Source organism: Streptomyces sp. NPDC054863 (genome assembly GCF_053610825.1).
The window spans coordinates 1-12,013 of record NZ_JBSGZD010000244.1; the positions used below are offsets into that span (position 1 = coordinate 1).

Genomic DNA, 12,013 nt, shown 5'->3' on the forward strand with positions numbered 1-12,013 from the left:
GCCCCGTCCTCGTCGCCGCATGGCATGGGAGGGAAGGGGAGGGTGCGAAATGCCGGGTCACCCGCACTCCGGTCACCCGTACCTGGAGCGCGAGGGCTCCCTGGACCGGGTCCAGGAGGAGTTCCGGCCCGTCGTGGAGGCGCTGCACGCGCGCGTGGCCGCGGTCTTCGGCGAGGACCGCCTGCACAGCGCCTACCTGTACGGTTCGGTGCCGCGCGGCACCGCCAGGCCCGGCCGGTCCGACCTGGACGTCCTGCTCGCCCTGCGTACGGAGCCGACGGAGGCCGATCTGGCGGACGCGCAGAACATCGGCGACTCGCTCGACGCCGAGTTCGGCCAGATCGACGGCGTGGGCACGCTGGTCTTCAGCGAGGCCGTACTGATGAGCGAGCTGGAGCGGTACGACATGGGCTGGTTCGTCGCCTGCCTCTGCACGCCCCTGCTCGGCCCCGACCTGGCGGCGCGGCTGCCCCGCTATCTGCCGGACACACTGCTGGCCCGCGAGACCAACGGGGACCTGATCGACGCACTGCCGAGGTGGCGGCTGCTGATCGCCGAGGCGGACACGGATGACGAACGACGGCGGCTCAGCCGTGTCTTCGCCCGCCGTCTCGTCCGCACCGGACTGACCCTCGTCATGCCCCGGTGGGGCCGCTTCACCAGCGAACTCGCCGAGTCCGCCGAGGTGTTCGCCCGGTATTATCCGGAACGCGGCGAGGAGATGCGGAAAGTCGCGTACGTCGCCGGGAACCCCACGGCCGACCCGTCCGTTCTTCAGGCGTACGCCAATGATCTCGGCCCGTGGCTGGCGAGCGAATACGTCGCAGTCCACGGCGCCAAGGCTCCACGGCCGTACTGAAACCGCAGGACCCAGGGCCGTCGAGCCCCCGCAGCTTGTGAACTGCACAGGGAAGAAGCAGTGATTCGGATCATGGCGGTGTGAACAGCCGCCGCCCGGACGGCGGTTCAGATCAGGCCGTGCTCGCGCAGATACTCCAGCTGCGCCCGCACCGAGAGCTCGGCCGCCGGCCACAGGGACCGGTCCACGTCCGCATACACCCGCGCCACCACCTCGGACGCACTCACGTGCCCGCTCTCCATGGCCGTCTCCACCTGCGCCAGCCGATGTGCCCGGTGCGCCAGGTAGAACTCGATCGCGCCCTGGGCGTCTTCGAGTACGGGGCCGTGCCCCGGCAGGACGAGATGCACCCCGTCGTCCACCGTCAGCGACCGCAGCCGCCGCAGCGAGTCGAGATAGTCCCCGAGCCGCCCGTCGGGGTGCGCCACCACCGTCGTGCCGCGCCCCAGGACCGTGTCGCCCGTCAGCACGGCCCGGTCGGCCGGCAGATGGAAGCTGAGAGAGTCGGCGGTGTGCCCCGGCGTGGGCACCACCCGCATCTCGACTCCGCCGGTGGTGATGACATCACCGGCGCCCAGCCCCTCGTCCCCGAGCCGCAGCGCGGGGTCCAGCGCCCGCACGGACGTCCGGGTCAGCTCCGCGAACCGCGCGGCACCCTCCGCGTGATCGGGGTGCCCGTGCGTCAGCAGGGTCAGTGCGACCCGCTTGCCCGCCTTCTCCGCCGTGTCGATCACCGCCCGCAGGTGTACGTCGTCCAAGGGACCCGGGTCCACGACGACGGCCAGGTCGGAGTCCGGCTCGGAGACGATCCAGGTGTTGGTGCCGTCGAGCGTCATCGCCGACGGGTTGGGGGCGAGCACGTTGACCGCACGCGCGGTGGCCCGTCCCGACAGCACACCGCCCCTCGGCTGGCCCGGCAGGGCGGCGGCGTCCGTCACCGGGTACCTCCTGCGGCGGGGGCGTCCCCGGCCGGGATGTGCTTGGTGAACTCGTCGTGGCCCGGCCAGCTCAGCACCAGCTCGCCGTCCACGAGCCGGGCCTGGGCGAGCACGGGGGTCATGTCCTGACCGGGTGCGCCCGCCAGGACCTCTGCCACCGTCCCGTACGGCTGGAGTTGGCGCAGCGTGGAGATGGTGGGCGGCATCATCAGCAGCTCGCCCCTGTCGTATCCGGAGGCCGCTTCGGCGGGGGCGATCCACACGGTGCGGTCCGCTTCCGTGGAGGCGTTGCGGGTCCGCTGTCCGGCCGGCAGCGCGGCCACGAAGAACCAGGTGTCGTACCGCCTGGGCTCGAACTCCGGGGTGATCCAGCGCGCCCACGCACCCAGCAGGTCGGAGCGAAGCACCAGCTTCCGCCGGTCGAGGAACTCGGCGAAGGCCAGTTCACGGGCGACCAGGGCCTGCCGGTCCGCCTCCCAGTCCTCGCCCGTGGTGTCGTCGACCACGGTGTCCGCGGTGGGTCCGGCGAGGAGGACGCCCGCCTCCTCGAAGGTCTCGCGGACCGCCGCGCAGACCACCGCCTGGGCCGCGCCCAGGTCGTCGGGCAGGCCCAGCCGCTCGCCCCACTCCGCCAGGGAGGGCCCTGCCCAGCGCACCAGCGAGTCGTCGTCCCGGGGGTCGACTCCGCCGCCCGGATACGCGTACGCGCCTCCGGCGAAAGCCATGGAGGCGCGTCTGCGCAGCATGTGTACGGACAGTCCGGCGTCGGCCGGGGCGGTGCCTTCGGCGGTACCGTCGCTCAGCAGCAGCACGGTCGCGGCCCGCTTCGGGGCCGCGGCGGTGAGCTCGCCGCTCGCCAGTGCGCGAATCCGGTCGGGCCATTCGGGCGGGTACCACTGACCATTGGACATGGCCGGATGCTACGGCCAACCGCCTCGATGTTCGAGAGGCAGTTGTATCCCACACTCACCTGCGACCGGCTGTTCACGTGCCGAAGGTCAGGCGCTGACGAGCTCCACCTGGATCTCGACCTCGACCGGAGCGTCCAGCGGCAGGACGGCCACGCCGACGGCGCTGCGGGCGTGCACGCCCTTGTCGCCGAGGACCTCGCCGAGCAGCTCGCTCGTACCGTTGAGCACCGCGGGCTGGCCGGTGAAGTCGGGGGCCGAGGCGACGAAGCCGACGACCTTCACGACGCGCGCGATGCGGTCCAGGTCACCGACGACGGACTTCACCGCGGCCAGGGCGTTCAGCGCGCAGATCCGCGCCAGGTCCTTGGCCTCCTCGGGGGTGACCTCGGCGCCGACCTTGCCGGTGACGGGCAGCGAGCCGTCCACCATCGGGAGCTGGCCCGCGGTGTAGACGTACACGCCGGACTGCACGGCCGGCTGGTACGCGGCGAGCGGCGGAACCACGTCCGGAAGGGTCAGGCCGAGCGAGGCGAGCTTCTCCTCGACGGCGCTCATGCGGCCTTCTCCCGCTTGAGGTAGGCCACCAGCTGCTCCGGGTTGTTCGGCCCGGGAACGACCTGGACGAGCTCCCAGCCGTCCTCGCCCCAGGTGTCCAGAATCTGCTTCGTCGCGTGGACGAGGAGGGGGACAGTCGCGTACTCCCACTTTGTACTCATGCGGCCGACTCTAACCGGTGGGAATGCACGGGAAGGACGGCCTCCTGATTGGTCCGCCGGGCGACTGGTTAGGCTCGATGGCGTGAGCAGGCTCCAGGTCGTCAGCGGCAAGGGCGGTACCGGCAAGACCACGGTCGCCGCAGCACTCGCGCTCGCCCTCGCCACCGAGGGCAAACGCACCCTCCTGGTGGAGGTCGAGGGCAGACAGGGCATCGCGCAGCTCTTCGAGACGGAAGCCCTTCCGTACGAGGAGCGCAAGATCGCTGTCGCGTCGGGCGGCGGGGAGGTGTACGCCCTCGCGATCGACGCCGAACGCGCACTGCTGGACTACCTCCAGATGTTCTACAAACTGGGAGGTGCCGGCCGTGCGCTGAAGAAGCTCGGCGCGATCGACTTCGCGACGACCATCGCGCCGGGACTGCGGGACGTCCTGCTGACCGGCAAGGCCTGCGAGGCGGTCCGCCGACGGGACAAGAAGAATGCGTACGTCTACGACTACGTCGTCATGGACGCCCCGCCCACCGGCCGCATCACCCGCTTCCTGAATGTGAACGACGAGGTCGCGGGTCTGGCGAAGTTCGGCCCGATACACAATCAGGCGCAGGCCGTGATGCGGGTGCTCAAGTCCCCCGAGACCGCGGTGCACTTCGTGACCCTCCTTGAGGAGATGCCGGTCCAGGAGACCGCCGACGGCATCGCCGAGCTGCGGGCCGCCGAACTGCCCGTGGGCAAGGTCATCGTGAACATGGTCCGCCCGCACCTGGTGGACGAGGACGCCCTGCGCTCGGCGGCGGGCGAGCAGCGCACCGCGGTGGCTCAGGCGCTGTCCCGGGCGGGCCTGGGCGGGGCACGGCGCGGCGGGCTCGCAGAGCGCCTCGTGGACCCTCTCCTGGAGCAGGCGGCGGAGCACGCGCAGCGGGTCGAGCTGGAGCGGGAGCAGCGGGCGGCACTGGCCGCGCTGGATCTGGACACGTACGAACTCCCGCTGCTGGGCGAGGGGTTGGAACTGGCCGGGCTCTACCGGCTGGCGGCGGCACTCCGCACCCACCTGGGTACGGACCGGGCAGGGGGGACGGCATGAGCACGAACAGGACGCCGGGGACGAACGCAGCACCGGGGAAGACGTCGGCGCCGGTGGCGGATGGGGCACCGGTGGCGGGCGGGGCGTCGGGCACGGACGGGGCGTCGGGCACGGATACGGCGCCAGGGACGGACGCGGGGCGGGGGATGGATGCGGCGCCGCTGCTGGACGTGGACCCGCTGCTGGACGACCCGGCGACCCGGATCATCGTCTGCTGCGGGTCCGGCGGGGTCGGCAAGACGACGACGGCCGCCGCCCTGGGCGTACGGGCCGCGGAGCGCGGTCGGCGCGCGGTGGTACTGACCATCGACCCGGCCCGCAGGCTCGCGCAGTCGATGGGGATCGACTCCCTCGACAACGTGCCGCGCCGGGTGAAGGGCGTCGACGAATCGGCCGGTGGCGAGCTGCACGCCATGATGCTCGACATGAAGCGCACCTTCGACGAGATCGTCGAGGCGCACGCGGACGCGGACCGGGCCCGCGCCATTCTGGAGAACCCCTTCTACCAGTCCCTGTCGGCCGGGTTCGCCGGTACGCAGGAGTACATGGCGATGGAGAAGCTGGGGCAGCTCAGGTCGCGCGACGAGTGGGACCTGATCGTCGTGGACACCCCGCCGAGCCGCTCCGCGCTGGACTTCCTGGACGCGCCGAAGCGGCTGGGGTCGTTCCTGGACGGGAAGTTCATCCGGGTGCTGATGGCTCCGGCGAAGGTGGGCGGCCGGGCCGGGATGAAGTTCCTGAATGTCGGCATGTCGATGATGACGGGCACACTCAGCAAGCTGATGGGAGGTCAGCTACTGCGTGACGTCCAGACGTTCGTGGCGGCGATGGACACGATGTTCGGGGGGTTCCGCACGCGGGCGGACGCCACGTACCGGCTGCTCCAGGCGCCGGGGACGGCGTTCCTGGTGGTCGCCGCCCCGGAGCGGGACGCACTGCGCGAGGCGGCGTATTTCGTCGAGCGGCTCGCGGCGGAGGAGATGCCGCTGGCCGGCCTCGTACTGAACCGCGTGCACGGCAGTGGCGCCCCCCAGCTGTCGGCCGAGCGGGCGCTCGCCGCCGCGGAAAATCTTGGTGAGCGCGGCATTGTGGATCAGGGGGACGGGAATGCTGGAGTTCGTGGCTCCACGGCCGCCTCTCCCGAGACACCCCGAACTCCCCAGCATCCAGACGCAGTCGACGGCGTCGGGCAGTTGACCGCAGGCCTGTTGCGGCTGCATGCCGAACGCATGCAGGTGCTCGCGCGTGAACAGCGAACGCGCGACCGCTTTACCGCGCTTCACCCCGAGGTGGCAGTGACCGAGGTCGCCGCCCTTCCCGGAGACGTACACGATCTGGCCGGACTGCGGGCCATCGGCGAGCGACTGGCGACCGGTCAGGCATCCCCGCCCGATCCGTCACCTTCCGCGCCGTCACCTTCGGCCTAGTCCGCTGCGCCACCTTCGGCCCAGCGCGCCACGATTGGGCTAGCCCACCGCGGCGTACGTCTCCTCGTAGGCCTCGTCCTCTTCGAGCACCGCGGGCAGGATTCCCGCACTGCGCTCGTACTCCGTGCGCGCGGTCTCCAGGAGCCTGCGCCACGAGGTGACCGTCGGACGCCTGCGCAGCAGCGCACGGCGTTCCCGCTCCGTCATGCCACCCCACACGCCGAACTCGACGCGGTTGTCCAGCGCATCCGCCAGGCACTCGGTCCGCACCGGACATCCGGTGCACACCGCCTTGGCCCGGTTCTGCGCCGCTCCTTGTACGAACAGTTCATCCGGATCGGTAGTGCGGCAGGCTGCCTGCGCACTCCAGTCGGTTACCCAGCCCATCCCGGCGCCGTCCTCTCCCGAATCGAGGCTCCCCCACGGCGGCAGCGGCATATTCACCGCTGCCAGTTGAGGACGTTACGGAAGGTGGGCACAGCGCAACACCCCCTTCGGGCCCAATCTTGAATGGCCCGAACGGACTATGCGTATGCGGCAGATCACCCAACGGAGTGAGCCGGGGACATGCGTCATCTTCCCGACAAAACGGGACGGTTCAGCTGGGTCGCGGTGACTCGGGGCCCACCGCGGGATCGCGCGAATCGGTTCCCGCACCTTGATGCGGAACCGCACTGCTGTGACAGTTGAGAGCAGCTTAGGCCAGAGCCTTTACATGTGTCCGGCGAATGAGAACGTAGGCTTCGCCCCATGGCAAAAACGCGCTCGGGCGGGGGTCTCACACGGACCCAGCAGGCCGCCAAATTCCTCGGTGTCAGCGTGCTCTCCGGAGCCGTGCTGGCAGGCATCGCCCTGCCTGCAGCCGGCGCGCTCGGGCTCGCGAGCAAGGGAACGGTCGAGGGATTCGACACCATCCCGGCGAATCTCAAGCGCCCACCGCTGAGCCAGCGCACCACCATTCTCGACAACCAGGGCGGCAAGATCGCCACGGTGTACTCGCGCGACCGGACGGTGGTCCCGCTCAAGGACATCTCGCCGTACATGCAGAAGGCGATCGTCGCGATCGAGGACAACCGCTACTACGAGCACGGCGCGGTCGACCTCAAGGGCATCCTGCGCGCGCTCAACCGGAACGTGCAGTCGGGCGGCACGGCGCAGGGCGCCTCCACCCTCACCCAGCAGTACGTGAAGAACGTCTTCGTCGAAGAGGCCGGCGACGACCCGGACAAGGTCGCCCAGGCCACCCAGCAGACCCTCGGCCGCAAGATCCGCGAGCTCAAGTACGCGATCCAGGTCGAGAAGGAGCTCGGTAAGAAGAAGATCCTGGAGAACTACCTCAACATCACCTTCTTCGGGCAGCAGGCGTACGGCGTCGAGGCGGCGTCGCAGCGGTACTTCAGCAAGCACGCCAAGGACCTGAAGCTCGAAGAGGCCGCGGTGCTGGCCGGTCTCGTCCAGTCGCCCACCCGGTACGACCCGGTCAACGACTCGGCGGAGGCCACCAAGCGCCGCAACATCGTGATCCAGCGGATGGCCGACATCCGCGAGATCTCGCCCGCCGAGGCGGCCCGGGCCAAGGCCACCCCGCTGAAGCTGAAGGTCAGCAAGCCCAAGAACGGCTGCATCACCGCCGTCAGCGGCGCCGGCTTCTTCTGCGACTACGTCCGCGAGGTCTTCCTCAACGACCCGGTCTTCGGCAAGACCAAGGAGGACCGTGCCAAGGTCTGGAACCAGGGCGGACTGACGGTCCGTACGACCATGGAGCCACAGTCGCAGAAGGCGCTCCAGGCCTCGGTGAAGAAGCACGTCTACAAGTCGGACCCGGTGGCCACCGCCATGTCCATCGTCCAGCCCGGCAGCGGCAAGATCCTCGCGATGGGCCAGTCCCGCCCGTACGGCTTCGGGAAGGACGAGACCCAGATCAACCTGTCCGTCGACCAGAAGATGGGCGGCGGCGCGGGCTACCAGCCGGGATCGACCTTCAAGCCGGTCGTCGCGGCGGCGGCGCTGGAGCAGGGCATCCAGCCGACCCAGCAGTACTCGTCGCCGTACAAGATGGAGTACCCGAGCCCGGTGAAGACCTGCAAGGGCCCGTGGGTCGAGCCCGGCGTACCGGTGGAGAACGAGAACGAGTCCGAGGTCGGCCCGTACGCGATGAAGGAAGCGACCGCGAAGTCGGTCAACACCTACTACGTCCAGCTGATCAGCCAGATCGGCGTCTGCCCGGTCACCGACATGTCCGAGAAGATGGGCCTCAAGCGGGCCGACGGCAAGGCGATGCAGCAGCTGCCGTCGATCACGCTGGGCACGCAGGAGATGTCGCCGCTGACCATGGCATCGGCGTACGCCACGTTCGCCAGCCGGGGCACGTACTGCTCCCCGGTCGCCATCGAGAGCATCACCGGTCCGGACAAGAAGCCGATGGCCGTGCCGAAGTCGACATGCTCGCGGGCGATGGCCGAGACCACCGCGGACACCATCAACACGCTCCTGAAGGGCGTCGTCGAGGACGGCACGGGCAAGGAGGCCGGCCTCGGCGGGCGGGCCAGCGCGGGCAAGACCGGTACGACGGACTTCCGGTACGCGGCCTGGTTCGTGGGCTACACGCCGAACATGGCCGGTGCGGTCTGGGTCGGCGACCCGCGGCACGCGAAGCGGATGGAGTCCATCAGCATCGGCGGGCAGTACCACGAGAAGGTCTTCGGCGGTCAGGTCCCCGGCCCGATCTGGCGCGACGCGATGAGCAACGCGCTGGACGGCAAGGAAGCCCCCGGCTTCAACATCATCGACATCCCGGACCCTGAAAAGAAGGACAAGGACAAGAACAAGGACAAGGGCAAGAACCGGCCGGGCGGCGACAACAAGCCTCCGAAGGACCCGGGCAAGGGCCCCGGCGGCAACGGCGGCAATGGCGGCGACCACGGGGACAACGGTGGTGGTGGCGGCGACGGCGGCTGGGACGACATCCTCGGCGGCGACTGGCCGTAAGCGGGTGAGCCGCTGTGCCGCTAGTTCGGTGAGCCGCTGAGCACGGCGCAGAGAAAGAAGGAGAGGGTTCCACCCGATGTCCGGTGGAACCCTCTCCTTCTACTCCTCGTACTCCTCGTACTCCTCGTACAGATGCGAGATACGAGCCAGGCCTTACGAGCGCCGAGCCGCGTACCGCTCTCGTACGGCTCGTACCGCTCGCACCGCCTCAGCCCGCCAGCAGCTGCTTCACCGCCGCGGCGACCCGGCCGCCCTCGGCGCGGCCCGCGACCTTCGGGTTGACGATCTTCATGACCGCACCCATCGCACGCGGCCCCTCGGCGCCCTGCGCCTTCGCCTCCTCGACGGCCTGCGCCACGATCGCGGTCAGCTCGTCGTCGCCCAGCGGCTGCGGAAGGTACGCCGCGAGGATCTCGCCCTCGGCCTTCTCCCGCTCCGCCGACTCGGCCCGGCCGCCCTTGGCGAAGGCGTCGGCCGCCTCGCGGCGCTTCTTCGCCTCCTTGGCGATCACCTTCTCGACCTCGGCGTCGGAGAGCTCGCGGGCCTGCTTGCCGGAGACCTCCTCGACCTGGACGGCGGCGAGGGTGAGCCGGAGCGTGGAGGAACGGAGTTCGTCACGCGCCCGGATCGCGGCGGTGAGGTCTTCCTTCAACTGGGACTTGAGCGGGGACTTGGGCGTGGTCATGGCGCAAGTGTGGCAGGTCGTACGGCCCTGCCGCCCGCACATTTCCACCGGCGGCCCCGCTCGGTGCCCGCGCCCCTGCCCGTCTGCGACGATGGGGCGCATGCGCGCACGTTACGGAGTACCCCTGGGAATCGCGGCCGTTGGTGCGGCCGGCCTCGCCTACGCAGCCGGGTTCGAGGCCCGGTCCTTCCGGCTCCGACGGATGACGGTCCCCGTCCTGCCGCCGGGCGCGAAGCCACTGCGCGTGCTCCAGGTCTCCGACATCCACATGGTGAGCGGGCAGCGCAAGAAGCAGCGCTGGCTCCAGTCCCTCGCCGGTCTGCGCCCCGACTTCGTCGTCAACACGGGCGACAACCTCTCCGACACGGAGGGCGTGCCGGAGGTACTGGACGCACTCGGTCCGCTGATGCAGTTCCCCGGCGTGTACGTCTTCGGCTCCAACGACTACTACGGTCCGACGCCGCGCAACCCTGGCCGCTACCTGCTCGAAAAGGTCCAGGGCAGGCACGGTCTGAACGGGAACGCACCCGTGGTCGGCGCCGTCCACAACCCCTGGGAAGACCTCAGGGACGGGTTCGACGCCGCCGGCTGGGTCAACCTCACCAACACGCGCGGCAGCCTCAAGCTCCCCACCGCGGACGGCTTCGACCTCGCCTTCACCGGCCTCGACGACCCGCACATCAAGCGCGACAGGTACACCGAGGTCGAGGGCGGCCCGGACTCCTCCGCCGACTTCTCGATCGGCGTGGTCCACGCCCCGTACCTCCGCGCCCTGGACGCCTTCACCGCCGACGGCTACCCGCTCGTCCTCGCCGGTCACACCCACGGCGGCCAGCTCTGCATCCCCTTCTACGGCGCCCTGGTCACCAACTGCGACCTGGACACCGACCGCGTCAAGGGCCTCTCCACGCACGAGGCCGGCGGCCACCGCTCGTACCTCCACGTCTCGGCAGGCTGCGGCACCAACCGCTACACCCCGGTCCGCTTCGCGTGCCCCCCCGAAGCCACCCTCCTGACCCTGACCCCCGGACCGGGCCCCCGGGCCTGACCCCGGGGCCTGACCCCGGACCGGGCCCCGGGACCTCGGGGCCCGACCTCCGGGCCGGGCCCCCGGGGCCTGACTTCGAGGCCTGACCTCCGGGCCTGCCTCCAGCCCTGCCCCATATCCGGACGAACTGACCTACCGTGGGGATCATGACCGCCCCGATCCCCACGGGCGTGCCCGCCTCCGTAGTCGTGCCGCCCCGCCGCCGCCCGTACGCCGCCGCCTTCCGCGCGCTCCTGTGCGCGGCGGCCGTCACCGGCATCGTGATCGACCTGACCGTCGGCGACCCCCTGCTCGTCCCGATCTACTTCACGATCCAGTCCAACGCCCTGCTCGCACTCGTCCTCGGCTGGTCGGCGGTCCGCGCCTGGACCGGCCGCCCGCCGCTCTCCCCCCGCCTGACCGGCGGCGCGCTCCTCTTCATCGTCATCACCGGTCTCGTCTACCACCTGATCCTGGCCAACGACTCCAGCGGCTTCTCCATGACCGGAGACCCCGAGCACACGATCACCGGCTGGCGCGCCGTCTCCAACCAGCTCCTGCACACCGTCACGCCGATCGGCGCGGTCCTGGACTGGCTCCTGTTCACCGCCCCCGGCGGCCTCCTCTTCCGGTACGCGGCCCAGTGGCTCCTCTATCCCGCCGCCTATCTGGCCTTCGCCCTGATCCGCGGTGCCGCCCTCTCCCCCGGAACCGAGGTCCGCTACCCGTACCCCTTCCTGGACGCAGCCCGCCACGGCTACGCCGGCATCGCCGTAAACGCCCTGGTCCTCGGCCTGGTCTTCTACGCCCTCGCCCTGGCCCTGGTCGCCCTGGACCGCGTCCGCCCCACTCCGCGAGGCCGCGAAAACCGGATTTCGCCTACGCGCGCCGGTGGGCTAAAGTAATCGATGTCGCCACGGCAACGCGGTGGACATCGGGGTGTAGCGCAGCTTGGCAGCGCGCTTCGTTCGGGACGAAGAGGTCGTGGGTTCAAATCCCGCCACCCCGACAGCCGTAATACCAGGTCAGGCCTGGTCTTCCTTCTGGGAGGACCAGGCCTGATTTGCGTGGGGGCAGCGCTCTGGTCCGAAGCGGCTCTCGCTCTGGCCGGCGTGCGAAGGCAGTTGTTTCTCCACGTCTTCCTGTCGTCGAGCCCTGACAGCGGTACCAGGTGTGACGCTGCGACGGTTGTGACTCGTCATGCTTGAGGAGCCTGCCCATGCGGGCCTGGAGGCGGCGTGCGGCGTCCTCCAGGCTGTGGAGGCCGGCGAAGGTGTACGCCCGTCAGGCTCGTCGGCGGGCCGGCCGTGCGGAGGCCTGTGTTGCTGGAGAGGGTTTCCGCGGGCGGCGTTGCCCCGCTGGAGAAGGACCGGGGAATGCT

Annotated in this window: 12 protein-coding genes and 1 tRNA gene; 7 read left to right on the forward strand and 6 right to left on the reverse strand. The window is 70.2% G+C overall.

The annotated features are described in order from the left end of the window. Positions 1–49 precede the first annotated feature (49 nt). Positions 50–859 (forward strand): nucleotidyltransferase domain-containing protein, encoded by an 810-nt coding sequence (locus tag ACWGIG_RS30135; protein WP_453324853.1) that lies wholly within the window; start codon positions 50–52, stop codon positions 857–859. 107 nt (positions 860–966) lie between these two features. Here ACWGIG_RS30135 and ACWGIG_RS30140 read toward each other — a convergent pair whose 3' ends face one another. The 4 genes from ACWGIG_RS30140 to ACWGIG_RS30155 form a co-directional block, all read right to left on the reverse strand. Beyond that, entirely contained in the window at positions 967–1,797 is an 831-nt protein-coding gene (locus tag ACWGIG_RS30140) for an MBL fold metallo-hydrolase (RefSeq protein ID WP_453324854.1), read from the reverse strand. Next, positions 1,794–2,708 carry an NUDIX hydrolase gene (locus ACWGIG_RS30145; RefSeq protein ID WP_453324855.1) on the reverse strand — a complete coding sequence of 305 codons (915 nt, stop codon included), beginning with the start codon at positions 2,706–2,708 and terminating at the stop codon, positions 1,794–1,796. The genes ACWGIG_RS30140 and ACWGIG_RS30145 overlap by 4 nt, the downstream gene beginning before the upstream one ends. 87 nt (positions 2,709–2,795) lie before the next feature. Beyond that, a complete protein-coding gene (locus ACWGIG_RS30150) occupies positions 2,796–3,263 on the reverse strand; it encodes a RidA family protein (RefSeq protein ID WP_453324856.1) in 468 nt (155 codons plus the stop codon). Then, positions 3,260–3,424, reverse strand: a complete 165-nt coding sequence (locus ACWGIG_RS30155) for a DUF4177 domain-containing protein (RefSeq protein ID WP_453324857.1) — start codon at positions 3,422–3,424, stop codon at positions 3,260–3,262. Before ACWGIG_RS30155 ends, ACWGIG_RS30150 begins: the two co-directional genes overlap by 4 nt. A gap of 82 nt (positions 3,425–3,506) precedes the next feature. Between ACWGIG_RS30155 and ACWGIG_RS30160 the strand changes: the two genes are divergently transcribed. Both ACWGIG_RS30160 and ACWGIG_RS30165 read left to right on the forward strand, forming a co-directional pair. Next, positions 3,507–4,505 (forward strand): ArsA family ATPase, encoded by a 999-nt coding sequence (locus tag ACWGIG_RS30160; RefSeq protein WP_453324858.1) that lies wholly within the window; start codon positions 3,507–3,509, stop codon positions 4,503–4,505. 146 nt (positions 4,506–4,651) lie between these two features. After that, positions 4,652–5,932, forward strand: a complete 1,281-nt coding sequence (locus ACWGIG_RS30165) for an ArsA family ATPase (protein ID WP_453324864.1) — start codon at positions 4,652–4,654, stop codon at positions 5,930–5,932. Between the two features lie 39 nt (positions 5,933–5,971). On the opposite strand, the gene ACWGIG_RS30170 is transcribed toward ACWGIG_RS30165, so the two are convergent. Beyond that, entirely contained in the window at positions 5,972–6,319 is a 348-nt protein-coding gene (locus ACWGIG_RS30170; protein WP_453324859.1) for a WhiB family transcriptional regulator, read from the reverse strand. Between the two features lie 363 nt (positions 6,320–6,682). Between ACWGIG_RS30170 and ACWGIG_RS30175 the strand changes: the two genes are divergently transcribed. Beyond that, a complete protein-coding gene (locus ACWGIG_RS30175; protein ID WP_453324860.1) occupies positions 6,683–8,920 on the forward strand; it encodes a transglycosylase domain-containing protein in 2,238 nt (745 codons plus the stop codon). Positions 8,921–9,128: 208 nt separating this feature from the next. Here the strand turns inward: ACWGIG_RS30175 and ACWGIG_RS30180 are convergent, their stop codons facing one another. Then, positions 9,129–9,605, reverse strand: a complete 477-nt coding sequence (locus tag ACWGIG_RS30180; protein ID WP_453324861.1) for a GatB/YqeY domain-containing protein — start codon at positions 9,603–9,605, stop codon at positions 9,129–9,131. A gap of 100 nt (positions 9,606–9,705) precedes the next feature. Between ACWGIG_RS30180 and ACWGIG_RS30185 the strand changes: the two genes are divergently transcribed. The 3 genes from ACWGIG_RS30185 (at position 9,706) to ACWGIG_RS30195 (ending at position 11,641) form a co-directional block, all read left to right on the forward strand. Beyond that, positions 9,706–10,653 carry a metallophosphoesterase gene (locus tag ACWGIG_RS30185; RefSeq protein ID WP_453324862.1) on the forward strand — a complete coding sequence of 316 codons (948 nt, stop codon included), beginning with the start codon at positions 9,706–9,708 and terminating at the stop codon, positions 10,651–10,653. A gap of 146 nt (positions 10,654–10,799) precedes the next feature. Continuing rightward, positions 10,800–11,537 carry a Pr6Pr family membrane protein gene (locus ACWGIG_RS30190; protein WP_453324863.1) on the forward strand — a complete coding sequence of 246 codons (738 nt, stop codon included), beginning with the start codon at positions 10,800–10,802 and terminating at the stop codon, positions 11,535–11,537. 30 nt (positions 11,538–11,567) lie between these two features. Then, positions 11,568–11,641 (forward strand) — tRNA-Pro (locus ACWGIG_RS30195). Positions 11,642–12,013 lie beyond the last annotated feature (372 nt).

Excerpts from the sequence above, each read along its gene's own strand:
- ACWGIG_RS30180 (WP_453324861.1), bottom strand. The coding sequence starts at position 9,605 with ATGACCACGCCCAAGTCCCCGCTCAAGTCCCAGTTGAAGGAAGACCTC.
- ACWGIG_RS30185 (WP_453324862.1), top strand. The coding sequence starts at position 9,706 with ATGCGCGCACGTTACGGAGTACCCCTGGGAATCGCGGCCGTTGGTGCG.
- ACWGIG_RS30150 (WP_453324856.1), bottom strand. The coding sequence starts at position 3,263 with ATGAGCGCCGTCGAGGAGAAGCTCGCCTCGCTCGGCCTGACCCTTCCG.
- ACWGIG_RS30170 (WP_453324859.1), bottom strand. The coding sequence starts at position 6,319 with ATGGGCTGGGTAACCGACTGGAGTGCGCAGGCAGCCTGCCGCACTACC.
- ACWGIG_RS30175 (WP_453324860.1), top strand. The coding sequence starts at position 6,683 with ATGGCAAAAACGCGCTCGGGCGGGGGTCTCACACGGACCCAGCAGGCC.
- ACWGIG_RS30165 (WP_453324864.1), top strand. The coding sequence starts at position 4,652 with ATGGATGCGGCGCCGCTGCTGGACGTGGACCCGCTGCTGGACGACCCG.
- ACWGIG_RS30190 (WP_453324863.1), top strand. The coding sequence starts at position 10,800 with ATGACCGCCCCGATCCCCACGGGCGTGCCCGCCTCCGTAGTCGTGCCG.
- ACWGIG_RS30155 (WP_453324857.1), bottom strand. The coding sequence starts at position 3,424 with ATGAGTACAAAGTGGGAGTACGCGACTGTCCCCCTCCTCGTCCACGCG.
- ACWGIG_RS30145 (WP_453324855.1), bottom strand. The coding sequence starts at position 2,708 with ATGTCCAATGGTCAGTGGTACCCGCCCGAATGGCCCGACCGGATTCGC.
- ACWGIG_RS30135 (WP_453324853.1), top strand. The coding sequence starts at position 50 with ATGCCGGGTCACCCGCACTCCGGTCACCCGTACCTGGAGCGCGAGGGC.